The 24,980-nt window shown below is 68.7% G+C and carries 26 protein-coding genes and 2 pseudogenes; 13 read left to right on the forward strand and 15 right to left on the reverse strand.

Features of this window, described 5'->3' with window-relative positions; translation table 11 throughout:
- From hpaE to BEK98_RS50600, 3 genes are all read left to right on the forward strand, one after another.
- A partial coding sequence (hpaE, locus tag BEK98_RS45640) for a 5-carboxymethyl-2-hydroxymuconate semialdehyde dehydrogenase (protein ID WP_094222725.1) occupies positions 1 to 1,364 on the forward strand: 1,364 nt, incomplete at its 5' end.
- The gene (gene hpaD, locus BEK98_RS45645; RefSeq protein WP_094222726.1) at positions 1,361 to 2,374 is read left to right on the forward strand and encodes a 3,4-dihydroxyphenylacetate 2,3-dioxygenase; all 1,014 of its coding nucleotides are present in this window, start codon (positions 1,361 to 1,363) and stop codon (positions 2,372 to 2,374) included. The genes hpaE and hpaD, both read left to right, overlap by 4 nt.
- A 65-nt stretch (positions 2,375 to 2,439) precedes the next feature.
- A complete protein-coding gene (locus BEK98_RS50600; RefSeq protein ID WP_244202280.1) occupies positions 2,440 to 3,813 on the forward strand; it encodes an AraC-like ligand-binding domain-containing protein in 1,374 nt (457 codons plus the stop codon).
- 338 nt (positions 3,814 to 4,151) lie between these two features.
- Here BEK98_RS50600 and BEK98_RS50605 read toward each other — a convergent pair whose 3' ends face one another.
- The gene (locus BEK98_RS50605; RefSeq protein ID WP_244202281.1) at positions 4,152 to 4,352 is read right to left on the reverse strand and encodes a hypothetical protein; all 201 of its coding nucleotides are present in this window, start codon (positions 4,350 to 4,352) and stop codon (positions 4,152 to 4,154) included.
- Entirely contained in the window at positions 4,352 to 5,272 is a 921-nt protein-coding gene (locus BEK98_RS45660; protein ID WP_094222744.1) for a hypothetical protein, read from the reverse strand. The genes BEK98_RS50605 and BEK98_RS45660 overlap by 1 nt, the downstream gene beginning before the upstream one ends.
- A 111-nt stretch (positions 5,273 to 5,383) precedes the next feature.
- Between BEK98_RS45660 and BEK98_RS45665 the strand changes: the two genes are divergently transcribed.
- Positions 5,384 to 5,680: a helix-turn-helix domain-containing protein gene (locus BEK98_RS45665; RefSeq protein ID WP_244202282.1), complete on the forward strand. Its 297-nt coding sequence runs from the start codon at positions 5,384 to 5,386 to the stop codon at positions 5,678 to 5,680.
- 258 nt (positions 5,681 to 5,938) lie between these two features.
- Here BEK98_RS45665 and BEK98_RS45670 read toward each other — a convergent pair whose 3' ends face one another.
- Both BEK98_RS45670 and BEK98_RS45675 read right to left on the reverse strand, forming a co-directional pair.
- A complete protein-coding gene (locus BEK98_RS45670) occupies positions 5,939 to 6,385 on the reverse strand; it encodes a hypothetical protein (protein ID WP_094222728.1) in 447 nt (148 codons plus the stop codon).
- 381 nt (positions 6,386 to 6,766) lie between these two features.
- The gene (locus BEK98_RS45675; protein WP_167444443.1) at positions 6,767 to 7,846 is read right to left on the reverse strand and encodes a TniQ family protein; all 1,080 of its coding nucleotides are present in this window, start codon (positions 7,844 to 7,846) and stop codon (positions 6,767 to 6,769) included.
- A 160-nt stretch (positions 7,847 to 8,006) separates the two neighbouring features.
- On the opposite strand from BEK98_RS45675, the gene BEK98_RS45680 reads away from it, so the two are divergent.
- Positions 8,007 to 8,459, forward strand: a complete 453-nt coding sequence (locus BEK98_RS45680; protein WP_094222745.1) for a hypothetical protein — start codon at positions 8,007 to 8,009, stop codon at positions 8,457 to 8,459.
- Between the two features lie 179 nt (positions 8,460 to 8,638).
- Here BEK98_RS45680 and BEK98_RS45685 read toward each other — a convergent pair whose 3' ends face one another.
- Positions 8,639 to 9,046, reverse strand: coding sequence for a nuclear transport factor 2 family protein (locus tag BEK98_RS45685; RefSeq protein WP_094222730.1), 408 nt, complete (start codon positions 9,044 to 9,046; stop codon positions 8,639 to 8,641).
- Between the two features lie 43 nt (positions 9,047 to 9,089).
- Positions 9,090 to 10,337: an FAD-dependent monooxygenase gene (locus BEK98_RS45690; protein WP_094222731.1), complete on the reverse strand. Its 1,248-nt coding sequence runs from the start codon at positions 10,335 to 10,337 to the stop codon at positions 9,090 to 9,092.
- 286 nt (positions 10,338 to 10,623) lie between these two features.
- Between BEK98_RS45690 and BEK98_RS45695 the strand changes: the two genes are divergently transcribed.
- The 5 genes from BEK98_RS45695 (at position 10,624) to BEK98_RS45715 (ending at position 16,330) form a co-directional block, all read left to right on the forward strand.
- Positions 10,624 to 12,018, forward strand: coding sequence for an APC family permease (locus tag BEK98_RS45695; RefSeq protein WP_244202283.1), 1,395 nt, complete (start codon positions 10,624 to 10,626; stop codon positions 12,016 to 12,018).
- Positions 12,019 to 12,306: 288 nt separating this feature from the next.
- A complete protein-coding gene (locus BEK98_RS45700; RefSeq protein WP_208643424.1) occupies positions 12,307 to 13,986 on the forward strand; it encodes a chloride channel protein in 1,680 nt (559 codons plus the stop codon).
- 168 nt (positions 13,987 to 14,154) lie between these two features.
- Positions 14,155 to 14,592, forward strand: a complete 438-nt coding sequence (locus tag BEK98_RS45705; protein ID WP_143684263.1) for an SPW repeat protein — start codon at positions 14,155 to 14,157, stop codon at positions 14,590 to 14,592.
- 134 nt (positions 14,593 to 14,726) lie between these two features.
- Positions 14,727 to 15,473 carry a DUF4142 domain-containing protein gene (locus BEK98_RS45710; protein ID WP_094222734.1) on the forward strand — a complete coding sequence of 249 codons (747 nt, stop codon included), beginning with the start codon at positions 14,727 to 14,729 and terminating at the stop codon, positions 15,471 to 15,473.
- Positions 15,474 to 15,589: 116 nt separating this feature from the next.
- The gene (locus BEK98_RS45715; protein WP_167444444.1) at positions 15,590 to 16,330 is read left to right on the forward strand and encodes a DUF4142 domain-containing protein; all 741 of its coding nucleotides are present in this window, start codon (positions 15,590 to 15,592) and stop codon (positions 16,328 to 16,330) included.
- Here the strand turns inward: BEK98_RS45715 and BEK98_RS45720 are convergent, their stop codons facing one another.
- The 3 genes and pseudogenes from BEK98_RS45720 to BEK98_RS45730 all read right to left on the reverse strand — a co-directional run.
- Entirely contained in the window at positions 16,331 to 17,008 is a 678-nt protein-coding gene (locus tag BEK98_RS45720; protein ID WP_094222735.1) for a hypothetical protein, read from the reverse strand.
- 262 nt (positions 17,009 to 17,270) lie between these two features.
- Complete coding sequence (locus BEK98_RS45725) at positions 17,271 to 17,807, reverse strand: MarR family winged helix-turn-helix transcriptional regulator (RefSeq protein ID WP_094222736.1); 537 nt, start codon at positions 17,805 to 17,807, stop codon at positions 17,271 to 17,273.
- Positions 17,808 to 17,841: 34 nt separating this feature from the next.
- Positions 17,842 to 18,280, reverse strand: a pseudogene (locus tag BEK98_RS45730) (PP2C family protein-serine/threonine phosphatase); the annotation flags it as partial.
- Between BEK98_RS45730 and BEK98_RS51510 the strand changes: the two are divergent.
- Complete coding sequence (locus tag BEK98_RS51510) at positions 18,267 to 18,443, forward strand: hypothetical protein (RefSeq protein ID WP_208643423.1); 177 nt, start codon at positions 18,267 to 18,269, stop codon at positions 18,441 to 18,443. The pseudogene BEK98_RS45730 and the gene BEK98_RS51510 sit on opposite strands and share 14 nt — an antisense overlap.
- A gap of 443 nt (positions 18,444 to 18,886) precedes the next feature.
- On the opposite strand, the gene BEK98_RS45740 is transcribed toward BEK98_RS51510, so the two are convergent.
- The 4 genes from BEK98_RS45740 to BEK98_RS45760 form a co-directional block, all read right to left on the reverse strand.
- Positions 18,887 to 19,246, reverse strand: a complete 360-nt coding sequence (locus tag BEK98_RS45740) for a hypothetical protein (RefSeq protein ID WP_094222737.1) — start codon at positions 19,244 to 19,246, stop codon at positions 18,887 to 18,889.
- 80 nt (positions 19,247 to 19,326) lie between these two features.
- Positions 19,327 to 20,625 (reverse strand): ArsB/NhaD family transporter, encoded by a 1,299-nt coding sequence (locus BEK98_RS45745; protein WP_094222738.1) that lies wholly within the window; start codon positions 20,623 to 20,625, stop codon positions 19,327 to 19,329.
- A complete protein-coding gene (locus BEK98_RS45750) occupies positions 20,622 to 21,881 on the reverse strand; it encodes a cation:proton antiporter (protein WP_094222739.1) in 1,260 nt (419 codons plus the stop codon). The genes BEK98_RS45745 and BEK98_RS45750 overlap by 4 nt, the downstream gene beginning before the upstream one ends.
- A 343-nt stretch (positions 21,882 to 22,224) precedes the next feature.
- On the reverse strand, positions 22,225 to 22,704 hold the full coding sequence (locus BEK98_RS45760) for a CBS domain-containing protein (RefSeq protein ID WP_094222741.1): 480 nt from the start codon (positions 22,702 to 22,704) through the stop codon (positions 22,225 to 22,227).
- Between the two features lie 98 nt (positions 22,705 to 22,802).
- On the opposite strand from BEK98_RS45760, the gene BEK98_RS50610 reads away from it, so the two are divergent.
- Positions 22,803 to 23,219: a TfoX/Sxy family protein gene (locus BEK98_RS50610; protein ID WP_244202284.1), complete on the forward strand. Its 417-nt coding sequence runs from the start codon at positions 22,803 to 22,805 to the stop codon at positions 23,217 to 23,219.
- On the opposite strand, the gene BEK98_RS45770 is transcribed toward BEK98_RS50610, so the two are convergent.
- Entirely contained in the window at positions 23,193 to 23,792 is a 600-nt protein-coding gene (locus BEK98_RS45770; protein WP_094222742.1) for a TetR/AcrR family transcriptional regulator, read from the reverse strand. The two genes, BEK98_RS50610 and BEK98_RS45770, sit on opposite strands and share 27 nt — an antisense overlap.
- A gap of 155 nt (positions 23,793 to 23,947) precedes the next feature.
- Here BEK98_RS45770 and BEK98_RS45775 point away from each other — a divergent pair, with 155 nt between their 5' ends.
- Positions 23,948 to 24,598 (forward strand): peroxiredoxin-like family protein, encoded by a 651-nt coding sequence (locus tag BEK98_RS45775; RefSeq protein ID WP_094222743.1) that lies wholly within the window; start codon positions 23,948 to 23,950, stop codon positions 24,596 to 24,598.
- Positions 24,599 to 24,698: 100 nt separating this feature from the next.
- On the opposite strand, the pseudogene BEK98_RS45780 reads toward BEK98_RS45775, so the two are convergent.
- Positions 24,699 to 24,842 (reverse strand): annotated as a pseudogene (locus BEK98_RS45780) (flavodoxin family protein); the annotation flags it as partial.
- Positions 24,843 to 24,980 lie beyond the last annotated feature (138 nt).

Consider the following 24,980-nt stretch of genomic DNA (forward strand, 5'->3'; position numbering starts at 1 on the left):
AGGCCGCACGTGGTTCCGCGGCCGACGTCGACCGGGCGGTCGCCGCGGCCCGCACTGCCTTCCCCGGGTGGGCCGGGCTCTCCAACCGGGCCCGTGCGAAAGTCCTTTACCGCATCGCCGACGCCGTCGAGGCCCGCCACGACCGGCTCGCCGCCTTCGAGTCGTACGACTCCGGGCTCCCGATCACCCAGGCCAAGGGCCAGGCCCGGCGTGCGGCGGAGAACTTCCGCTACTTCGCGGACGTCATCGTCGCCCTCGGGGAGGAGGCGTTCCGGCAGGGCGAGGAGCAGTTCTCGTACGTCGTGCGCCAGCCGGTCGGCGTCGCCGGGCTGATCACCCCCTGGAACACGCCGTTCATGCTGGAGAGCTGGAAGCTGGCCCCCGCGCTCGCCTCCGGGTGCACGCTGGTCCTCAAGCCCGCCGAATGGACTCCGCTCTCCGCGTCCCTGTGGCCGGAGATCTTCGCCGAGGCCGGAGTCCCCGCAGGCGTGGTGAACATCGTGCACGGCATCGGCGAGGAGGCCGGCCAGGCCCTCGTCGACCACCCGGGCGTCCCGCTGATCTCCTTCACCGGCTCCACCGACACCGGCCGCCACATCATCCGCTCCTCCGCCCAGCATCTGAAGACCACCTCCATGGAGCTGGGCGGCAAGTCACCGGTCGTCGTCTTCGCGGACGCCGATCTCGAAGCCGCCCTGGACTCGGTCGTGTTCGGGGTGTTCTCCCTCAACGGCGAGCGCTGCACGGCGGGTTCACGCGTTCTCGTCGAACGTCCGCTGTACGAGGAGTTCACCCGTCGCCTGGCCGAGCGGGCCGCCCACGTCCGTGTCGGCCCGCCCTCCGACCCGGCCACCGAGGTCGGCGCGCTGGTCCATCCCGAGCACTACGAGCGCGTGCTCACCTACGTGGAGATCGGCAAGAAGGAGGCCCGGCTGGTCGCGGGCGGCGAGCGGCCCGCGCATCTGACCGACGGCAACTACCTCCAGCCGACCGTCTTCGCCGACGTCCAGCGGGACGCCCGTATCTTCCAGGAGGAGATCTTCGGGCCGGTCGTCGCCGTCGCACCCTTCGACGACGAGGCCGAGGCGATCGAGCTGGCCAACGCCACCCCGTTCGGCCTGGCCGCCTACATCTGGACCTCGAACCTCAAGCGCGGCCACCGCATCGCCCACGCCGTCGAGTCCGGCATGGTCTGGATCAACTCCCACAACGTCCGCGATCTGCGCACCCCCTTCGGCGGCGTCAAGGCCTCCGGTGTCGGCCGCGAGGGCGGCGCGCACAGCATCGACTTCTACACCGAGTCGAAGATCGTCCACGTCGCCCTCGGTGACGTCCACACCCCCCGCTTCGGAGCCACGCGATGACCACGCACCCGCACCCCGACGCTCCCGATGTCATCCGGTCCGCCTACGCCCAGCTCGCCGTCACCGACCTCGGCGCCGCCCGCTGGTTCTGGGTCGACATGCTCGGCTTCTACGTCCAGTACGAGGACTCCGGCTCCCTCTACCTGCGGGGCACGGACGAGCTGACGCACCACTCCCTCGTCCTGCGCAAGGGCGAGGTCGCGGCCCTGGACCACATCTCCTACCGCGTCCGCACCCCCGAGGACGTCGACAAGGCGGAGAAGTTCTTCCGCCGACTCGGCCGCCCGGTCAAGCGGTTGAGGAAGGGCGAGGGCACGCACGGAGTCGGCGACGCCGTCCGCGTGATCGACCCGCTGGGCTTCCCGGTGGAGTTCTTCCACGAGATCGAGCGCGCCGAGCGCCTGATCCAGCGCTACGACATCCGGCACGGCGCCGAGATCGCCCGCCTGGACCACTTCAACATCTGCACCCCGGACATCCCGGCCGCCTACGCCCACTACAAGTCGCTCGGGTTCGGCTGCTCGGAGACCATCGAGGGCGACGAGCACGAGCTGTACGCGGCCTGGATGTACCGCAAGCAGACCGTCCACGACGTGGCCTTCACCGGCGGCGCCGGGCCGCGCCTGCACCACCTCGGTGTGGCCACCCACGAGTCGCACCAGGTGCTGCGCGCGGCGGACATATTCGGCGCGCTGCACAAGGAGCACCACATCGAGCGCGGTCCCGGCCGGCACGGCGTGTCCAACGCCTTCTACCTCTACCTGCGCGACCCCGACGGCCACCGGGTGGAGATCTACACCTCCGACTACTACACCGGTGACCCGGACCACGAGACGTACCGCTGGAACGTGAAGGACGACCGCCGCCGCGACTTCTGGGGCAACGCGGTCATCGAGTCCTGGTACAAGGAGGCCACGCCGGTCCTCGACCTGGACGGGCGGCCACAGCCCGTCTCCGACGCCCTGCTGGACGAGTCGGCCGTTCAGGTCGGTGCGGACGGACTCGGCTGAGAGTCGATCCGGGGCCCCGGTGCACCGGGGACAGGCCGGGGCCCCGATTCCCAGAGGAGAGCACCATGCCTTCGGTGACGACACCGCGGGACGACACGTCGGCCGGACGCTTCGAGGGCTGGCGGGAGACCGTACGCCGGAGCTTCGTCCCCCTGGAGGCCCTGCCGGGCAGGACGGCCGACTTCCACGCGAGCCTGCACACCTCCCACATCGGTGCGCTGCAGGTGTCGGTCGTGGCCGCCGACCCGCACGGTGTCGCGCACACCCCGCGGCACATCGCCGCCGACCAGCCCGACTTCGTCAAGGTGAGCCTGCAGCTGGCCGGCCACTGCCGGCTGGCCCAGGCGGACCGGCAGACCGTGCTGGGCCCCGGCGAGCTGGCCGTGTACGACACGCGCCGCCCGTACACCCTCGACTTCGATCTGCCGTACCGCATGCTCGTGCTGATGTTCCCCCGTGCCCTGCTGCGGATGACAGAACAGGATCTGGCGCGGGTGAACGCGACCTCCATCGCGTGCGACGAGGGGCTCGGCCCGGTGGTCCGGCCCCTGCTGCACGGCCTCGCCGACCAGGTGCGCGACCTGGAGCACCTGGGCGCGCACCGGCTGGCGAACAGCACGGTCGATCTGGTCGGCGCCCTGCTCGTCCAGCACGGCAGCGTGCCCGGTCTGGACGACGACGGACGGGAAGTACTGCGCCGGCGCATCTTCGCCTACATGGAGCAGCGGCTCGCCGACCCCGGGCTCGGCCCCGACCAGATCGCCGCCGCTCACCACATCTCGCGCCGCTATCTGTACAAGCTCCTCGCCGAGCAGGGCCACACCGTCTCCGGCTGGATCCGCGAGCGACGCCTGGCTGAGTGCCGCCGCGACCTCACCGACCCCGCCCTCGCCCACCTGCTTGTAGCCCATGGCCCGGACAGGGAGCTGCCATTCGTCGGGGTCGGAGTTGTTGTAGGCGCGGTCGCCGGCCAGGAATCCGGGTTTGTATCCACGCTCGCGGAGTCTGTTGAGGATCTTCAGGCCGTTGTACGCCGGGCGATGGCCGGGCTTGTCGAGAGCCGCGCCGAGGACGAGGGCGGGGAGGACATCGGGGTTCGGCGTGCCGTCGTCGAGGAGTACGGCGTCGTGTTCGGCGTCTCGGGTCACGATGAGATGGGCGTCGTAGCCGAAGAGGTACTTCTTCTTGAGCGAGGGCTTCTTCTCGCGGATCGGGGTCTTTGCCTTGCCCTTCTTGGTGGGTGCTGGGGCGGGGCGCATGGAGTCGGCGACGGGCGCGTCGGGGTCCCGGTGGTCGCCTTCGCGTACGTACCAGCCGGCGTCCGGGTCTGTGGCCAGCTCCGGCCCGTGTGTACGGCGGCCACGGGAGAACGTGCGGACCGGTGTGGCGTCAATGCCCAAGGACACCTCCGCCAGTTCGCTCAGCAGGCCGTGGAGTGACCGTACGGAGGCGTCGAGCAGGAACTCGGTGAACAGGGCCAGCCGCCTTTCCCGTTCGGCGAGTTCGTCGGCGTCCGCTGCTGCTGAGAGGTCCTGGGCCGCCGCGCGGGAGAGGTGCCCGTTGGGCGGCAGCGGTGAGGGATTCATCGCGTCCTTCATCGCGTGGAAGAGCCGGCGGACGACGGCGTAGGCCGCCTCGAACCCCCTGTCGTCGTCTTCGTATTCGCCGATGCCCAGCAACGTGCGCAGCCGCGGGCTGACGCGGAAGTACAGGATGTCGGCGACCCGTTCCAGGACGATCTTGCCGCCGGTGTCCTGGGTGCACAGGTGGAGGCCGGTCAGGAGGCTTCTGAGGTGCAGGGAGCGGCGCCGGCCGCGGGGCAGGTGGACACGAACTGCTCGAGCAGGGCTACGAGTCCGCTTGTGTCCACCTCCTCGATCGCCGCTTGGACGTCGGCATCGGCGATAAGTCTGCGCTGCGCGCGCATGGCCAGCAGGCGCTCGTGGCGCTCGCTGGGCCGCCCGCGGAACGCCGTCATCAGACGCCTCGCAGCAGTTGGGCTGCTTCCTCGGCCGGGACGGCGCTCAGGAACGGCAGGATGCGGGAGAGGCCGTGAAGTGTGTCGACGCCTGCGGCCGCCACGATGGCCGTGATGGGCAGCCGCTCTTCGAAGAGCTCGACCAGCCAGGTGGACCTCAGGCGGCCCATGACCAGGCGCGGGGCGTTGGGGCTCGGCTGGGTGCGGGCGAGGAAGTTCGTGACGGTGTTGGTGCCGCGGCTGTGGCAGTTCTGGCGGAACAGATACTGGGCGGCGCCGGTCGTCTCGAGTCGATCGGCGGCGGATGCCAGGACGCCCTCCCAGCGGCGACGGCACAGGATTTCCCGTTTCCTGGGCCCACGGGTGCACACGACGACTGGACCGCTTCCGTTCGCGGTTCTGCGTACGTCGTGGAGGCGCAGGGGGATGACCTCCGGGGAGTCGAGGCCGACGCCGAGCCCGAGCGCCATGAGGGTCTTGCAGCCCCAGCGCAGCTCCTCGGTGGGCTGTCCACCGGCCCAGCCCCACAGGTCCGCGAGTTCGGTCCGGCTGTAGGGGCTGTTCGCGGCGGAGGCCGACAGCTTGGCGGGCCTACCGGTCCGGCAGTCGCCGCCCAGGACGACTTCGCGCAGCCGCAGGAGGCGGCTCCGGTAGTTGCCCCGGGTGCTCTCGCCCACGTTGGGGCATCCCACTGCGATGAAGCGTTCGATCACCTCTCGGGAGAGCCACACCTCGGCGGTACCGGGCAGTCCCTCGCTGTCGCAGAACAGAGCCAGCTGGGTGAGTGCGGTCATCAACTCCCGTGCCTTGTGCGGCAGCTGCGGGTCGGCGATGCGGACCACACGGCGTACTTCATCGCCGACGCGGCTCCACCCCGCGGGGGAGCCGGCCGGGCGGTAGGAATCAATGCGCTGACTCATCACATGCCGCCACACCAACACCCCGGCAGGCGGTGTGCTATTCGAATAACATGTATCCGTGGCAGCGGCCGCGCGCGACCGGGGAGGACCGGATGGGTCAGACTTCACCTCATGCCCCAAGGAGATGCCCGAAGCCTGCCGCCGCGCGCGTACTGCGTCAGCGGTGCGTGGCCTGAGGCCGTCATGGAGGAGCATCACGGCGCGCGTGTCGCCCAGGCGCTTGCTCTCAAGCTGAGGGCGGCCATCGACCGCAAGGGCTGGACCGTCGCGGAGCTCTCGCGGAACAGCGGCGTCGCGCGCTACACGATCAGCAAGGCCCTCAACGGGGAAGCGTGGCCCGATTTGCTGACCATCGCCAACCTGGAGAAGGCGCTGGAGGCGGACCTGTGGCCTGGCCGAGAGGTGTGACGGGGGCTGTAAAGCGGCTCCAGCGGTTCGCATGAAGTAGGTGAGGAAGGGTTGTTCGAAGCCGAACACGAAGCGGTCATCCCTTCGAGCGAAGGGCAGGACCAGATTTCGCCCAGTGCTACCGGCGGCACTGTGCCGTCCGTAAAATGCGACGTGACGAACTGATCCGGCGCTTTGGAAGGTTTTCGGTGGGGTTCGTCGCCACTGGCCGCCACCTTGGCCTCTACTCCTCGGTGGCGGCCTTCTCGCTGACTTCAGTCAGAGTTGTTTCTGCTGCGCGTACTGGTAGAAGGCATTCGGCAGTTTTGCGATCTTTCCGGATCGGTGCAGCTCGTCCATCGCCACGCGCACGCTCTTCCCCTTCTCGCTCTCGTTGAGGGCGTCTGCCATCTCCAGCGCCTTCCACAGCCTCTGTGGGTCCTGGCTCATCAAGTGGAGGATGCGGTCCTTGCGGGGTGGCTTTCCTCCTTCCGCGGCCTGTTGTGCAGGGCTCTCGTAACCGGGTTCGGGTCGGCGTGGCTCCGGGATGCCGGACTCACGCCACTCCTCGGCGATGTCCATCTGCTTCTTGAGCTGCCGTACCAGACGCAGCTCCATGCGCACCTTGTACGTGTCGCGCTGCAGTTCCTCCTCCCTCTCCTCCAGGAGCTGGATGTACTTCTCCGGATTACCGGCGACTTGTTCCCACGGAAGGTTTTCAATCACCGCAGAACCCTACCTATGAGAGGGCATAACTTACCTCTCTCGCAAGGGCTTCTTCACTCGAAGTAGCGACGTGAACAATTACCCTGACCGCTGCATGTTCGAGGCAAGGGCGAGGGTATCCAGTTCGGATGCCAGGCCTGTCATGGCGAGTGCCCGTGCTCTAGTCCCTGATGTCGGGCCCCTCATTCATCGGTGATACCTGTCATGGGGCATGCATCAAAACAAGGGGCAGTCACTGTCTCTATGAATTACCTTTCAGGGGTGTAGTCCTTTCCGTGAATAAACGGTGAAGGAAACCAGGTAACCCTGTCTCAGGAGTCGGAGGCTTTCGTGGGACCAGGCCTGGGTCTCCACTGCCCCTGGGGACCTGGGCGCGGGGTGCTACCAACAGCCGTCGGGGATGATCACCTGAAGACGCACCAAGTCGTGGATGTACGGATTCGGCCGCAGCGCCGGTCCGTACGCACACTCCATCACGTCCATCCGCCACGGTGTGTGGCGGTGGTCGACGATCCGTAGGTCGGCGATCCGTTCTGCGATCCAGTCCCGGGAGGACGTCCGACTGAGCATGTGCTCCGCTGCGCACGCAGCCGCGGCGACCCGCAGCGGGTCGGCCCACAGCCCTCTCTCCCTGCGTGGCCGTAGAGCGCGGGCGCCTCGCAGCGCGTACAGAAGGACAGGATCTCCGCGCCGGAGCATCGACGGCGACAGGAGCGGGACAAGGACGGCGGCCAGAGAGACGAGTTGTCGGTCGTCCTGCGTCGGCGTTCCTTCGAGCCAGTTGTCGATGCGTGACTGCAGGGCAAGGACAGCCTCGTCGCTGACGGGTACCGGGCGGCACATGGCCAGGGGGTAGCTGCAGCGTTCATCGACGCCATAGCGATACAGGCGGTCCTCGACCCTGCTGTCGCATCTTCTGGGTGGCACCCCGTCCTGGCCGAAGTGGACAGGTGACTGACAGGCCTGGCACTCGCTGACCATGAACACGCCGTGCTTGACGCACGCGAAGGACCAAGGCAGCTTCCAGCGCAACGGCCAGCACTGTTCGTTCTGCCTCAGACACCGCGGGCACCAACGAGCCTCTGAGCCGTGGAACCACGCCCCCCTGTACCACTGGCCCAGGGCAGCACTGTCCATCCACGGGTTCAGTGGGAGGTGCGGAAGCGCGTTGCTGGCGTATCGGGCCAGCGTCATGCCGTGCAGGACTGGCACATCGATTCCGGTGAGCTTTGCGATCCTCCGGGCAACCGGGTCGGACAGGCGGATCTCCGCCATGGAAAGGGTGCCGAGCTCGCGTACCCGAAATTCACGCAGGAGAGCCTTCAGCTCCGTTCCTCGCTGCTCGGCCACCGCACGGACCCAGCTGGCGAGCGACTCTCCCTCCTCTGGCGGCAACGCTGGTTGCGTCTGCAGCGGTTCCGGCAGACGTCGACTGTCTGCATCCTTCTTGGCTGCTCCCATGCGGCAGATCCTTGGGCAGCCCGTGGCTGACGAATCCCCGGGACGTCGCAGACCACCGATCCGAGTGACCGTCGTGAACACACTGCGGTGGCGTGTCCTTGCTGTCACTCCTGTGGCGTATCGATGTGCTATTCGAATAGCATCAAGGAAATCTTGGAGCATGCGAGATGCCGAGCCGGCGGGCCGCGATGTCGTGCGCCCCGTCCTCATCGATTCGCCCCACCGCAGACTGCTGCTCCTGCCGCGTCCGGTCGCGCGGGAAGTCCTGTGGACTGTGCCGACGGTTGCCATACGGCGTGGTGACACTTGTCGCCGTGCGGCGAGCCGCTACCTGCGTCACGTCGCACGTCTTCCCAGCGCGCTCCGTATCTCGCCCCTCATCGGCCGGCTTCCCCGTGACGCGTCGACCGGCGTTCAGTACCTCGTCGTGGTGCGGCCAGCCGTAGGAGGCTGGCCGGCGAACGTACGGACTGCCCTCGGCCTGTGCGGGCGATGGTGGACAACTGCAGAGCTTCGGTCGGCGGAGGTAACGCCTGACCCGGTACAGCTGCTCGACTTCATGGACGGCTACTGGGACGGGTGGCTGCCGGACGGAGCGATCTCGCTCGACTGACCCACACATCCGGCCCGTGGGCACTCGACGGGTTGCTCGGACGAGATCGTCTTGTGGTTCTGGCACGTGGCGGCAGCCTCAGCGCTCGGCGAGCCGGGCGACGAGGAGGCGAGAGGGCGCTGCCTGGATCGAGGTCGATCGTGGTTGTCTCGTACGGCATGCCGGTGAGGGCCAGTGGTTCAGAGGCCAGTGGTGGCAGCTCCGGTGTATGCCGCATCGAGTGCCGCTGAGCGGTCGGCGTAACCGGCGATGCGGGTGATCAGGCCGCCGGTGATGTCGTAGACCTGGTACACCGCAGTGTTCGGGCCAGGGGTCGGCAGGGCTCTCTGAGGGTGCAGGCCGAGGACGACGGCCGCTGGAAAGGTGAAGATTTCATCGACCGTCACGCGCGGCCCCTCGGCGTGCAGAGCCGCGCAGCGGCTGAGGACGGCGGAGCGGCCTCGGCAGCCGGTACCGCCTCCTTCGGGCGCGCCCCACAGCACATTCGGGTGTATGACCTCGGCGAGTGACTGCCAGTCGCCGGTTTCCACGGCTCGGCGCAGCTGAGCGGTGATGTCGCTCGGCCCGGGACGGGGGCTGGATGACATGTGAACCTTTCCGGACTGCGGGGCTGTCGGCGCACCGAAGCCCTCATGGCATGCGCGGAGTCGCGTCGTTGTGGATGGTGCCGGGTCTGTGGTCCGTGCTCACCCAGGCCGGGACCGAGGCGATTTGCCGCAAGGGCGGGCGCTGCCTCCCGGCGAGTGAGAGTCCGACGAGCCGACGTGCACCAGGCAGATCGGAGAGCCTTAGGGCGACGTGGCGGACCCGCAGGTCCCGCAGCGATCCGGGAACGAACCAGCGGGCGGCCCGGCGGGCGACGCGCTGCCTGTGCGTGATGACGGGCCGCCATAGCCGCTCGTAGCCATGCAGCGCATCTTCGATGCGGGAGGCGCGGGCGAGTTGGTCGGCCAGGACGTAGGCGCCGCCGATCGCGAGCGAGGCGCCCTGTCCGGCGAGCAGAGACACGGCCTGGCAGGCATCGCCGACCAGCACGACCCTGCCGCGGCTCCAACTCGGCATGTCCACCTGTGCGACCTGGTCGTAGTAGACCTGTGGGGACGGTGGGCACTTGGCCAGGGCTCGGGGGACCAGCCAGCCGAGTGAGCCGTACTCGCCGCGCAGAGCGGCCTGTGTGTCCGAGGGAAGTTCCGGATCGGTGACGCGGTGCACGGCGAAAACGGCGACCTTGCCGTCACGCAGGGCATACATGCCCATCTGCCGCTCAGCGGTGTCGGTGAGGCAGAACCGATCGCCGAGTTCCGCGTGCATCCCGGGGTCGTCGAAGGTGAATGCGGCGGTGTGATAGCCGAGGTGGCGCAGGTGACTCGCCTGTTCGCCGAAGGTCAGGGTGCGCACCGTGGAGTGGACGCCGTCGGCGCCGACGAGAAGGTCGGCGTCGATGCTGTCACCATCGGTGAGGGTGACGCGCACGCCATCCGCGCGGAGGGCGACATGGGCCGGACCCGTGCCGAAGCGCAGACCGACGGCGAGGGACAGCCGTTCGCGCAGGGCGAGTTCGAGGTCGGGCCGCATGACGGTCAGCAGGCGTCCCTTCATGGCGCGGGCGAAGGGGCCGTACCCGAGTCTGGCACGGCAGTTCCCGTGCTCGTCCAGGAATGCCGCCTCGGACACCGGGTAGCTGAGTTCTTCCAGCCAGGGCAGCACGCCCATGGCCTCGGCTGCGTCGTAGCCCGGGCCGAAGAAATCGATCATGTACCCCTCGGTCCGCGGCCGTGAAGCCTTCTCAAGGACTACGACCTCCCAGCCGAGCAGGTTGTGCAGACGGCCGGCCAGGGCCAGCCCCGCGATCCCGGCCCCGCAGATGACGACCCTCATCGGTGCGCACCGCCTTCCTCGCGCTCCACAGGCTGATCAGGGCGGGGCCATCAGGCACCACTCCCACATTTTTTGCACTATGCAAAGCTTGGAGTCAAGAGGGGCTCCGTTCGGCGGGCGGAGGCGTCCCCATCCTTCGCGGAGCTGGGCAGCAGGAATCTTGACGCGTCTCTAACACCCCGCTGACGGACCTTTGACGTAGCTTTGACATCGGTGTGCCGGGAAGCCTGGTCGGCGAAGCGTCCTCATCCAATCCGTCCGTCAGGACGTACCGGAAGGTCTTCGCGTGACCCCCTTGAAGTCGGCAGCCACCACGTCCGTAGCCGCGCCTCCTGTCGTGCGCGGCCCGCGCCGTTCGGTTCTCTTCTTCGCGTTCGCCTTCGCGGTGATCGCGGATCCGGTCTCCTCGGTGGCGTACGCGATCGAGGCTGCCCTGCGTGCACTGCACGGCGACCTGGCACTGCTGTTGCCGACGATGAGCCTGGTCATCGGCCTCGTCGTGATCGTCACGGCGAACTACTGGCAGCTCGTACGGCGGTTCCCCAAGGGCGGGGGCGCTGCCGCCGCCGCAGGACGGGCCTTCGGTCCGCGCTGGACGTTCCTGCCCATCGGCGCACTGGTGGTCGACTTCGTCCTGACCATCGGCATCTCGATCGCGGCTGCGGCGAGCGCGGTCATCGCCCTCTTCCCGGGCCTGGCCCCGCTCCGCATCCCGCTTGCACTCCTGCTGCTCCTGGTAGTGGCGGGACTGACCTGGTTCGGGCACGGCGGCCGGCTGCTGTTCGCTGTCATGACCGTGGCCTTCGTCCTCATCTCGGTCGCCGTCCTCGTGCTCGGCTTCACCGCACCCCATGCCACCGGCCACGCGGCCGCCACAGCCGACCCGGGCCGGTCGGCCGTCCTCGCCGTCGTTCTGGCCTTCCCGGTCGCCATGGCGCTGGCCACCGGAGTCGAGGCGCCGTCGACCGCGATCGCGCAGCTCGGCCAGCTCGACGACACCCACCGCCGCCGCTTCGGCCGCGGCACGCTCGCGCTCCTGCTGGTCATCGTCGGCGGCCTCACCCTGGCCCTCACCGCACTCGCCGTACGCCTGCACATCGGCATTCCCGGCGTCGACTCCACTCAGATCGCCGACATCGCGCACGCCGCCGCCGGCCCGGGGTGGCTGTACGGAGCGTTCCAGCTGACCAGCTCGCTCCTGCTGCTCGCCGCGGCCAGCTCCTCGTTCCAGGCGGGGCCCGGACTGCTGAAGGCGCTGGCGGGGACGGCCGACCGGCCGGGTGTGCTGCCGCCGGTGCTCGGCCGGGCCAACCGGCACCACACCCCGTACTGGTCGGTGGTGGTCTACCTGGCCGCCGCCGCTGTGATCATCGTTGCGGCAGCGGGTCAGGAGCAGGAACTGGTCCTGTTCTACGCGGTCGCCGTCTTCGTCAGTTTCCTGGTCGGCCTTGTCGCCATGGCCCGCTTCGCCCGGCGGGAAAGGAAGATCGCCCTGGCTTGGGTCAACGGCCTTGCCGCAGCGGCCGTCGCCTTCACCCTCGCGGTGAACCTGCTGCGCGGCTGGCCGATGCTGTCCCTGGCCGCGACCCTGCTCATCGCGGCGGGCCTCTATGCACGCTGGACCCGGGCCGGACGTCCTGCCGACATCGAGGACGTCGAGGCGCGCGCCGAAGTGGACTGACGCCCGGGGAGGGGCCAGTCGTCATCGTCGCGAACGGCTGGTGGGCGGCACGGCGGACGCAACGTCGGCCCACGTGTGAAGCTGCCGCTGAAGACGTCGTCTCACAGCTTGCCCCTCACTCCGAGACGCACCCCCTTGACTCGTTTTGCATAATGCAAAGGTGTGGAAGGGGATGCGATGAGTGCCATACCGGCGGCAACCGACGGGAAGCGAGTGGCCGACACGGCGACGGGCGGGTTCATGCCCAAACCAGCCCTCTCGGCTGTCCGGACCGCCCCGTGGGGCCTGATGGGACTCGCTGTCGTGGTGGGGGCCGGGGCCGGAGCAGGGTCGATCGTCTTCCGTTGGTGCATCAAGAGCTTCACGCACCTCTTCTCCGGTCACGCCGACTATGCGGCATCTCCGGGTGCCGGCAATCCGCATGCGTCGTGGCTCGGTCCGTACTTTGTGCTGCTCGCTCCGGTGATCGGCGGTCTGCTGTACGGACCGCTGGTGAACCGCTTCGCCAAAGAGGCCCGAGGACACGGCGTACCCGAGGTGATGCTCGCGGTCGCCCAGCGCGGCGGCCGGATCAGCCCCAAGGTCGCCGTCGTCAAGACCCTCGCCTCCGCCCTGACCATCGGCTCGGGTGGCTCGGTGGGCCGCGAGGGCCCGATCGTGCAGATCGGCTCGGCGCTCGGCTCCACGCTCGGCCGGGTGACGAAGGTGAGCGAGAGTCGGGTGAAGCTGCTGGTCGCGTGCGGCGCGGCAGGTGGCATCGCTGCCACTTTCAACGCCCCGTTGGCCGGTGTCTTCTTCGCCATGGAGCTGATCCTGGGGACCTTTTCGGCGGAGGCGTTCGGCGCGACGGTGCTGGCCAGTGTCACCGCGAGCGTCATCGGACGGGCCGCCTTCGGTGACACGGCCTTCCTGAACCTGCCCGACTTCCATGTCGCCCACCTCGCCCAGTACGGCCTCTTCGCCCTGCTCGGCGTGGTCGCGGCCGCTGTCGGGATGGGCTTCGCGCGCTTCCTGTACCTGATCGAGGACGCCTGCGACTGGCTCTGGCGCGGCCCGGAGTGGCTGCGCCCGGCGGTCGGCGGGCTGGCGCTGGGCCTGGTGCTGCTGGCACTGCCGGAGATGTACGGCGTCGGCTACCCGGTCCTGGAGAAGGCGGCCGAGGGCGGGTACGCGGTCGGCTTCCTGCTCCTGCTGCTGGCGGGCAAGATGCTGGCGACCAGCCTGACCATCGGCATCGGCGGCTCGGGCGGCGTCTTCGCACCCAGCCTGTTCATCGGCGCGATGCTCGGCTCGGCGTACGGCACAGGCGTCCAGCATCTGCTGCCCGGTTCGGCCGGAGCGGTGGGGGCGTACGCGCTCGTCGGCATGGGCGCGGTGTTCGCCGGGGCGGCTCGGGCACCGATCACCGCGGTGGTGATCCTCTTCGAACTCACCGGCGAATACTCGATCATCCTGCCGCTGATGCTGGCCATCGTGCTGGCCACCGCCACCAGTCGCCTGCTCTCCCGCGACACCATCTACACCCTCAAACTGCGCCGCCGCGGCATCGACCTCGACGGCCCGGCACCGGGGGCAAGGATCGGCGCCCAGCACGTCGGCGCCGTCATGGAAGCGTTGCCCTCGCCTCTGCCCGCGACCACGGCTCTGACGGACGCCGCCGACCTGCTCGGCCTCTCCGGCCACGGAGCTCTCCCAGTAGTCGACGACGCAGGGAAGTACCTCGGCGTCGTCACCGCCCAGGCGGTGGCCGAGGCCCTCGCGGAACAGCCCGACGTGACACCTTCGACCGTCGGACAGCTCGCCGAGCCACCCGCTCCGGTCACGACCGACCAGCCGCTCGCGCAAGCCCTGCACGCGCTGCTGTCGGCCGCCGGAACCGGCCTACCCGTCCTCGACACCAACCAAGGCAAGCTGGTCGGCTGGCTCAGCCACCAGAGCGCACTCCGCTCTGTGCACACAGCACCCTGAGCCAGGCCGTGCCACCACGGAATGCACCCGCCCCCGCTGCGGCAGCACCTCGGCGGCGGTCATCCGCAGTCGCGCGACGGCGGAAATCCAGGGAGCGGATATATACAAATGGGACATAACCTTGCATGATGAAAAGGTCGTGTCGCGAGAGGAAGGCGAGTGGCCGTCATGTCGTACCAACTTCAGTCGACGGGGCCGCCCAGGCATCCTCCCGACCCGACCAGGACGCGAGCCCTCCGCGAGCAGACAGCAACGAACAGGCGGGTAGCGGCCGCTGGGACGCTCGCCCTGCTGGCCGGTATCTACGCGGCGATCTCGCCCTGGGCGGTCCACTTCTCCAGGACCAACCCGAACCTCACGGCCACCAACCTGATCCTGGGGCTCGGCGTCGCGGTGCTGGGCTTCGGACTGCACCTCGCGCCGGAGCGGATGCGGCAGCTGTCCTGGACCATGGTGCCGCTCGGCATGTGGTTCATCGTTTCACCGTCGTCGGTGACGGCCGCCTACAACGTGACTGCCGGGATCGTCTGGAGCAACAGCTGTACAGGCAGCATGGTCTTCCTGTTCGGCCTGATCGCCACACATGCGCCCTGGGCGGAGTCCTGACGTCATCACAAAACGATCCGCCGGCGAACGGGTCGTCGCTATATGGCATCATGCAATCTTTACCCATGGCAAAGGTGTTCTTTCTGTGGCGGTGCCGTACCCCCTGACATCCACCGTCTGCACCAGGGGGCACCATGCGCTTCTCGCGCGGCATCATCGGAACCGTCTTCGTCGGCGGAGCGCTGAGCGCGACGCTCGCGGCTCTCGCCTACCCGGGCATGCTCGGGATGCAGTACACCTCCGGCGATCCGTCGCGCGTGATCGCCGACACCCCCTACGGGCCGCTCACCGAGGCCGACCGGGACTTCGTCGTGAAGGTCCGTTCCGCCGGGCTGTGGGAATTCCCCTCCGGGGAGATGGCCCTGCAGAAGGGCACGTCCAAGGCTGTACACACCGCAGGCCAGCACCTGGTCATCGGGCATGCCGCGCTCGACGCCACCTGCCGTCGGATCGCTCCGCAACTCGGCATCACCCTGCCCAACCAGCCCACGCCGCAGCAGCAGGGATTCGTGGCAACCCTGAAGTCGGACTCCGGCAGGCAGTTCGACTCCGACCTGGCCAACATCCTGCGCGTGACCCACGGCCAGATCTTTCCGGCCATCGCCAAAATCCGCGCCACCACCAAGAACACCCTGGTCCGCCAGCTGGCCAACCAGGCCAACGACGTCGTACTCGACCACATCACGGTGCTGGAGAACACCGACCTGGTCGACTTCGACCAGGTCAACTTCCAGGAGACGACTCCGCCGAAGCTTCCGGCCGCTCAGGTCACCCCTCCGGCACCGCTGCCAGGCGAACCCGTGGTCGCCCTCATACCCCCTGCCGGGGTGCCGACGAACACGGCCACGCCTGCGCCCGCCGTCACCCCGACAGCAGGATGACTCAGCGGTGTGACGCATGACACGTATCGGAGTGCAATTTTTGCTCAGAGCAATGATTGATCGCGGCGGTATGCACGTACCCCTTGGCGTACAAGCCGCTCGCGTCTGGAGGCTCCATGCCCCTGTCCCGCAACACGATCGGAACCGTCGTCGTGGTCGGCGCGCTCGGAGCGACCATGGCCGCTCTCGTGTACCCCGCCATGCTCGGGGTACAGAACACATCCAGCGATCCGGCCCGCATCATCGCGAACACCCAGTGGGGGCCGCTCACCGAGGCCGACCGCGACTTCGTCGTGAAGGTGCGCTCCGCAGGTCTCTGGGAGTACCCCCTCGGCGAGCTGGCGCTGAAGAGGGGCTCGACGCCGGAGATGCGAGAGGCCGGCAAGCACCTGATCGTCGGTCACGCGGGGCTGGACGAGCTGTGCCGCAAGATCGCGCCCCAGCTGAACATCGCCCTGCCCAACCAGGCCACCCCTCAACAGCAGCAGTTCGTCGCGACCTCGGCGGCTCAGTCCGGCAGGCAGTTCGACAGCACGGCCGCCAACATCATGCGTGTGACCCACGGGCAGATCTTCCCGACGATCGCCAAGATCCGCGCCAGCACCCAGAACACCCTCGTACGCTCGCTCGCCGACCTGGCCAACGACACCGTCCTGGACCACATCACCGTGCTGGAGAAGACCGGTGTGGTGAACTTCGACCAGGTCAACTTCCAGCAGACCACCCCGCCGAAGCTCCCCAAGGAGCAGCTCACCCCGCCCCCGCCGCAGCCCGGTGCGCCGATGGTCGCCCTCACGCCCCGCCCCGACCTGAACATCAACACCGCGTCGCCCAAGCCCACCCCAGCGGTCGGCTGATCAGGTGCGGGCGACACCGCCTCCAGGAGGGTCCGGAGCCTCGGAGGGGGCGGAGAGCCGATAGGAGCGGACCACGGCGACCAGGCTCCCGGCCACCAGGGCGGCGCCCCACAGGGCCAGGTCGCGCAGCGGACCCGGCACGCCGACTCCCGGCTCCACGCCTCGCGGGGGCACACGCCCCTTGGGGTCGTAGACGACGGCGAGCGCGTCTCCTGGCTGGGTCGTCTGCCCGCACCCTCGCCAGATGCGGACCTTGAGCGCGACGCCGTCGGCGTCCGCGACCGAGCAGAGGTAGCGGCCGTGTCCGCTGTCCGTCGCCCGGCCGTCCTCGACCGACGTCACCACCACGGACTGCACCCGCCCCTGCTCGGCCAGCACCACGCCGGCGGCCGCCTGCGGAGCCTGGAGTGCGAGGCACGTGCCGAGTACCGCGGCGATACCGACCAGGGCGCGCCCGGCACCCACGGAGACCAGATACAGGGCGAGGGCTGCCGCGCACACCAGGCCCGCCTCGCCGTCGGCGAGCGAGGGCCTCCCCGTCCAGGCGCCGAAGACTGCCGTACCGACGATCGCCACGGCACCGAGGGTCCCCACGAGAAGCCCCTCCACGATCAGGAACGAGGGCGGCAGCCCTACGAACTCCGCGGGCCCCCACACCCCGGTGCGCAGATGCGCCATCAGGTGGGGCTCAGCAGAGGGCGAGGGCCGACGCCTTCGGCGCACAGGTCTCACCCCCGCATCCTTTCCATCCGTCAGCGACCGCTCATGCTGCCCCCGACGCGGGACGGCCGGCCTGCCCCCCGACCGGACGCGATCACGTGCCGCGCGTTGCCGAAGTCCGGCAGCGAGGCGTCGGTCCCCCATTCCCTTGCATTATGCAAAATCTGCAGGGCTCAGAAAAGGGCCTTCGGGAAAGCGGTACCGCCGGCCGGGAAGGGAGTCAGGCGTCGTGCGCCAGCGCACCGTCCACGACCCAGCCCAGCGGGTGCGGTTCCGGGTCGTCCAGAGCGGGAGCCAGGGGCTCTCCGCCCGCCTTGTTGAAGGCGTTGAGGGCCTCGATGAGCGCGAGCCGCTGCGTCGGGCCGAGCCGTGAGACGATCTCGGCGATCTCGGCGCGGCGCCGGGCCGTGACGTCCTCGACGGTGCGCCGGCCTTCCTCGGTGAGTTGCAGCAGGGTCTCGCGCCGGTTGTCGGGGTTGGTCTGCCGGTCGGCGAGGCCGGCCGCGATGAGCCGGTCGACCATGCGCATGGCCGTCGACGGCGCCACCTGGAGCAGCTCGGCGAGCGACACCAGCTTGGTGGCGCCCCGGGTGGACAGCACGACCAGCATCCGGAACTGCGGGAGGGTCACGCGCTCCTCGACCTCGGCGAGGGAACGGGCGGAGACCGCCACCAGCAGCCGGGACGCGGTCAGGACCGCCCGGGTGACCGCATCAACGTCGTCCATGGTCCCCGCGGGGATCTCGCGCTCCGGCATGCTTCCTTTCTACCGTGCCGGGACTGTTGCCATCTCACTCGATGGGAACAGATTTTCCTTTCACGTGACCGTGGTAGCGGAGCAGCAGCATCGCGGCGTCGTCGTGGAGCGGCCCGGCCGCATGCCGCACCAGGTCCTCGCGCAGTCCCTGGAGGGCACGGTCCGCGTCGGGCTCCTTGAGCAGGTCCGCCCGGTCGCCAAGGGGATAGAAGGAACCACCCGCATCGTGCCTCGCTGACGCCGTCGGTGTACAGCAGCAGCAGCTGCTCGCCGGGCGCGAAGGACACCCGATAGGGCTTCGGGCCTTCGAGTCCATGGGCGCTCAGCCCCAGAGGAAGGGCGTAGGCGGTCGGCTGCGGGAAGTCTGCGGTGCCGTCGCGACGCACCATCATCGGGGCGGGGTGGCCGTAGTTGAGGAAGACGACCTCATGGTCCTCTCCGATCTCGGCCAGGACGGCGGTGACGAACTTTGCCGAGATCATGGAGCGCTATGGCCGACGGCACCCTCGGGCCGCGCTACGCCTGTGCGCGTTCATGGGTATTCCGGCGGATGGCACCGACGCCGGTTTCCAGGAAGTGGGCCGGGCCATCCCCTTCCTACGCCTGGACATCGACATCGACCTCCGGTTGCCGTGAGACCGAAGGCAAGACCACGCGACAGTGGGCCGGGTGAACCCACGGCGAGTCGCTGGGCAGGGGCGACGCATCGGCCGCCGGCGTGCCTCCCACCATCCACCTGGCGATGCGCGCCCCGTACCGCTCGCCGTGGTTTCGCCGCAGACGACATGAGAGGCGCCGTCGGGGGTGCCGAGCGATGGCAGGGCCGCGCATTGCCGGTTCCCGGTCGTCCCGGTGACACTCACCGGGACGACCAGCGACAAGGCGAGCAGCACGACCCCCGTGATGCCGAGTCCGAGAGACAAGGCCATACGTGCCGCCCCCTCTCACCCGTCGCTGATCTCCGGCTTGACGGAATCCTGGCACGGAGAAGCGCACCGATTCATTGCCGACTTCCGGCAGTCTTATACGCGTCTTTAATGCCGCCTCACGGCGGCGTACCGGGTTGTTCATCGGTGGTGTCAGCGGTGCAGGCGACGCCACGTCCGTGTCGCGAGTCGGGTGGCCAAGGTGGCCAGCGCGAGCGAGGTGACGAGGAGAAGAACGGCCAATGCCGTACCCCACGGTTGCGGAGTCTCGTGCGGGCGCAGCAGCAAGGAGCCGCCGAGACTCAGGATCCAGGCAAGGGTGATGACGAGGGATGCCGCAGCGATCACAGGGGTCCCGAACGGCTGCGACGGGTCGGCATCCATGCGGTGGACAGCCCGGTCCCGTGTCGACGGGTCCAGGAGAATCAGCGCCCAGAACCCGATGACCAGCACGAGCACTGCTGTGAACGTGACCGTGGGGAAGCGGAGGGCGGCTTCTGCGATCTCACGCACGATTCCACCGTATTCCTCCCATGTTGATGACGGGAGGTGCCGGTGCTACCCCTGTACCCCCAGGCCGATCCGCGACCAGCTCAGGAAAAGGCGAAGTAGCGCAGCCACACATAAGCGAGGGAGAGGGCCACAGTCACGGCGGTCACGACGAGGCCGTACTTGGTGAACTGCCAGAAGCTGATGGGTTGGCGGTTGCGTTCGGCGATGCCGAGGACGACGACGTTCGCGGAGGCGCCGATGGCGGTGGCGTTTCCGCCGAGGTCGGCGCCGAGGGCCAGGGCCCACCACATGACGTGGTCGCTCGAGCCCCCCATGTCGCGGACCAGGTCGCTGGTGATGGGCGCCATGGTGGCGACGTACGGGATGTTGTCGACGATCCCGGACAGGACCGCCGAGCCGCCGAGCAGGGTGAGGGAGCCCCCCAGTTCGTTGCCGCCGATCAGATCCGCCAGCCAGTGGGAGATCTCGCCGACGACCCCGGTGTCGATGAGTCCGCCGATCATGATGAACAGGCCGGCGAAGAAGGCGAGCGTGGGCCACTCCACCTCGGCCAGGACCTCGTGCGTTTCGACCGCTGTAGCCGCGACGAGCAGCCCCGCGCCGAGCAGCGCGACGATGCTGGGTTCGTAGTGCAGCACCGGGTGCAGGACGAAGCCGGCCACGACCAGGGTCAGGACGACCAGCCCCTGCACCATCAGACGCGGATCCTTGATGGCCTCGCGTTCCTCCAACGCCATGATCTCCGCGGCTCGGTCCTCGTCATAGACGAAGGACTTGCGGAACATGACCCGGCACAGGACGAGAAGCACGACCACCAGGAACATGGCCAGCGGGGCGAGGTGGACGATGAAGTCGTTGAAGGTGAGTCCGGCGCGGCTGGCGATGATGATGTTCGGCGGGTCGCCGACCAGGGTCGCGGTGCCCCCGATGTTCGAGGCCATGACCTCGGCGATGAGGAACGGTGCCGCGGGGAGCGCCAGACGCTCGCACACCAGCAGCGTGACCGGGGCGACCAGCAGCACGGTGGTGACGTTGTCCAGCAGCGCGGAGGCCAGTGCCGTGATGACCACGAGCATGGCCATGACCCGGAAAGGTTTCGCCCGAGCCCGCTTGACCGCCCAGATCGCCAGGTACTCGAACATGCCGGTCTTCTTCAGCACGCCGACGATCATCATCATGCCCATGAGCAGGAAGATGACGTTCCAGTCGATGCCGGAGTCCTCGGAGTAGAACGCCGAGACGTCGTCGGTCGCCCCGATCGCCAGCATCAGTCCCGCGCCGCCCAGGGCCACGGCGACGCGGTGGATCTTCTCGCTGATGATCAGGGCGTACGCGCCGACGAAGACGACGATCGCTGCCCAGCTGTGCCAGTCGTTCACGGTCCTCCGGTTGCTGCGTGGGTCTGCGGTACCGGACGTGTGGGGGCGTCCTTGTCCTCGCCGTCACGCCCGTCCGGAATGCCCGCGAGGCCGTCGACGTCGAAGGCACGGGCGATCGGCACGTCCGTGGAGCTGTGGGCGACGATCGAGAAGGCGATACAGACCGCGATCAGCGTGAACGCCTCCTCGGCCTGTGGGATGCCGGACTGCAGCACCAGCAGCCCGTACACCACCGAGGCGAAGCCCTTCGGGCCGAACCAGGCCGCCACCAGCTTCTCGCGCCGGGAGATACGGGTGCCCAGCAGCGACAGCAGCAGCGACGCCGGGCGGATCAGGAAGATCGCCAGGATCACCACCGCGTACCCGCCGAGCGAGAGGTCGCCGAACAGCCGTGGCGTCAGCAGTGCACCGAAAACCAGCAGGGCAGCGAACTTCGCCAGCTCCGCGAGCGCCTCGCCGAGCGGCTCGAAGGACGCCTTCGCCTCCGGTGAGACGTGCGCGAGGACGGCGCCTGCCGAGAACGCCGCCAGGTAGGGGTTGGCGTGGGTGAGGTGGCAGGCGGCGTACAGGATGATCCCGGTGGCCAGCGGCAGCAGCGGCTGGAGCTTGGGCTCCGCGCCCAGCAGGCGGAAGCGCACCAGCCCGTTCACCAGCAGGGGCAGCACGACGCCGAAGGCCAGGCCGAGCAGCAGCTCGACCGCGATCTTCCCAGGAGACGCCTCGGTGCTGCCGGCCGCCGGACCCGCGGCGGCGATCAGGACGAGTACGACGGGGAGGGCGAGCCCGTCGTTGATACCGCTCTCCACATTCAGCAGCTGGCGCAGCTTGGCCGGGACCTCGGCGCGTCCGACGATCGCCGAGGCGAACACCGGGTCTGTCGGCGCCAGCACGGCACCCACCAGGAACGACGTCGTCCAGTCCAGGCCCACCAGGAAGTGGGTGACCAGCGCCATGAAGAAGAAGGCGAGCGGCATGCCCAGGCCAAGAGCGCGTGCCGGGTTCCGCCAGTTGGCGCGCAGATTCGGCAGCGAGACGTGCATGCCATCGGTGAAGAGCACGGCGAAGAGGGCGAGGTCGGCCGTCACGGAGACGATCTCGCTGTCCGGCGTGATGTGGATCAGGCCGAGGAAACCGTCGCTGACGAGCGCGCCACCGGCCAGGAAGAGAAGGGACGTGGACAGCACGGTCCGAGCCGCAAGGCCCGACAGCAGCACCGCCACGAGCAGCGCAACACCGAACACCACCACCAACACCATGACCGAGCCCCCGATCGGAAGAGAGAGTTGTCCTCAACTCGCCGACCAGACTTCCCGGCACACCACGGGGAACCTTACCTTCCTTTGACGTGTCTTTAACAGGTTGTTGGCAGGCGCTACGGACGGCGCGATGTTGCCGGTTTCCGGCAAGCGAAGGGCGGCCCGCCGGGTGACCTGCATTACCAGCGACGGCGCGGACGCCTTCTTCCGCGCCTTGTTCGCGGCACGTCGCCACAACAGCAGGGTGACGGTGACATGCGCCAGTCCTCAGGCCCGCGCAGCGCTCACCCAGCTGGGCCTGGCCCGGCTCCTGGACATTCGCGGTACGGAGAACAGGGGCGGCTCATGACGTCGCCGAGCCATGAGAGGTGGCGGCGAGCAGCCGCTCCAGCAGATGGGAGGCGGTGATCACGCCGAGCAGGCGGCCGCCCGCCTTGTTCTTCTCCACGACGGCGACCAGCGGGCTGCGTACCTGTGCCATCTGCGCGGCGACCTCCAGCGCGGTGTCGTCCGGCGCGGCGACGACGGGTGGCGGCGCGGTCTTCGACAGGCACTCGCGCACCTTGCGTCCCGCCAGAGCCTCACACAGCCGGTCGGCGTGGCGTTCGTCGACCACCGCCGCAAGAGTGGGGTCTTCGATCACATAGGCCGGTACCAGGATCTTGATCATCTGGGAGGCGGGCAGGATCGCCTTCGGCGCGCCCTGTTCATCGACCACCAGCAGCGCGGGCAGCCGGTGTTCGGCCATCAGCCGTGCGGCGTCCAGGGCGTCGCTGTCGAGGCCGACCGTCTCGTACTCCACCGCCAGGTCACGCGCACGCACGTTCGGCTCCCGTCTCAGGGTTGTCGCACCGACGGCCGGCCCGTCCAGTCGTCCGTCGAAATGGGCCGGCTGACGTACGAGCACGATACAACCGGCAGGTGCAAGGCGTGCGTCGGGAACGGCTGGGCACGGACCCCGATATCACCGAGAAGCGGATGTTCGGTGGCATCGCTTTCCTCCACCGCGGCAGCATCGCCGTCGGCGTGATTGGCGACGGCCTCATGGTCCGGGTCGGCCCCGAAGCAACCGAGGAAGCTCTTGCTCGGCCAGGCACGAGGATCTTCGACATGACCGGCCGCCCGACCCGCGGCTGGGTCGTGGCCGCGGGCACCGCCGTCGCAGAGGACGCGATGCTCGGCGAGTGGATCGACGGGGGGCCACGCCTTCGCGGCAAGCCTGCCGCCCAATTGAGAACTCCGCTGCCGTGCGAAACCCTCTGTCAGTCGGTGCCAGAGCCGTCAGGGCATCGGGCACCCGGTCACACCGGTTCACACCACCGTCCGGCTACTGAGTGACTGCAAGGCAGCGGTCACGGTCATGTGCAGTGATCCTGCGTCTGCGCCCGCGCGGGAGCGCAGGTTCACCCCGTACGCAAGCAGTGCCAGCAACTCGGCAGCAGCACCCGGATCGGTTCCAGCAGCGAGCTGTCCTTGCGCCTCGGCCGTGACGAGTGCCGCGAGCATGGCGTCCCGCAGTTCCTGGTGGTGCTGGTCGAGGAGGGCGCGGACCTCGGGGTCGCCGTTCTCGGCGCCGGCGTGCGCGTTGACGACCAGGCACCCCCAGCGGGCGTGTTCGCCGGCGCACCGCGCCTCGATGAGCCCGTCGAAGAACTCGGCGACGGCCCGCAGCCCTCGCTGGTCCTGGGCGAGAGAGCGGAACGCGGGCCGGGACCGCTGGTCCGTGTAGCGGCGCAGCGCGGCGCGGTACAGCTCCTGCTTGCCGCCGAAGGTGGCGTACAGGCTGGAGCGATTGAGGCCAGTCGCGGTCACGACGTCCTGGATCCCGGTCGTGGCCACGCCCTGGCGCCAGAAAAGCCGCACCACGGTCTCCAGGACCGCGTCCGGATCGAAGTGCTTGACGTCCGGCATGTTCCACCCCGCCATCTTGAAACGACAATTTCAAGATATCCCCCGCCCACCCTCCGGCCAGTCTTGCAGGATCCCTTGGTCCGGGATCACGCCGGCGCTATCTTGAAACGGTCATTCCAAGTTAGTCGGGACGTCGACCGGAAGGAACGGACACCGTGACCACACTCAACGCCGAGCTGAGCGCCTTCTACGAAGCCCGCCAGCAGCAGATCCCCGCCGAGATACGGGAGACCATGCGCCGAGCCGGTCAGGAACTCGCCGACTCCGGGCAGGCCGACCGCGCCCTCAGCGTCGGCGATCCCGCGCCCCGCTTCCGACTGCCTTCGGCGACCGGTCGGACGGTGGCCCTGGGCGACCTGCTTGCGCTGGGCCCGGTCGTCCTGACCTTCTACCGCGGTGCGTGGTGCCCGTACTGCAACATCGCCCTGCGCGCCCTTCAGCAGCACCACGCCGACATCACCGCGCGCGGCGCACGCCTGGTCGCCGTCTCCCCGCAGATTCCCGACGAGTCCCTCACCCTCACCGAGAAGCACGGCTTGGCATTCGACGTCTTGAGCGACATCGGCTCCGACACGGCCAAGCAGTACGGCCTCGCCTTCGACCTCCCCGACGACCTCGCCGCCGTCTACGACAGGCTCGGCTTCGACCTCCAGCGCGTCAACGACGGCCACCCGCGCACCCTGCCGCTGCCGGCCACCTACGTCATCGACCGCGCCGGCACCATCCGATGGGCCTTCGTCAATACCGACTACACCACCCGAGCCGAACCCGCCGACATCCTGGCGGCTCTCGAGGCGCTGGGCTGAAGATGCAGCACCGTGCCACGCTCGGCGGCGAAGACGGACGCTGCTTCCGAGCTGCGCGCGGCTGCCCCGGCCGCTGGTGTCCCTACCGGTGTTCGGGGTTCTAGTAGTCGCGGCGGCAGCCGGCGTCCCAGGCGGTGCGCTGGTTGCCGTAGGCGGGGATGCCCCGGAGATCCTTCAACGCCCGGGCCAGATGCAGCAGGTTCCAGGTCATGAAGGTGGGGTTGCGGTTGGTGGAGTCGTTCTGTGATCACCCAGCGGACTCCGGGCCGTCATACTTCCCGAATCGCTGGTGCCAGCGCAGGGCGTCCAGTTTCTGCCACGACATCCCAAGCTCGATCTGCGCCTGGGTGAGCCCGGTCTCCTCGGCCAGCTCCTCCGGGCT

It is taken from the genome of Streptomyces diastatochromogenes, assembly GCF_002242805.1.
Lineage (GTDB): Bacteria > Actinomycetota > Actinomycetes > Streptomycetales > Streptomycetaceae > Streptomyces > Streptomyces diastatochromogenes.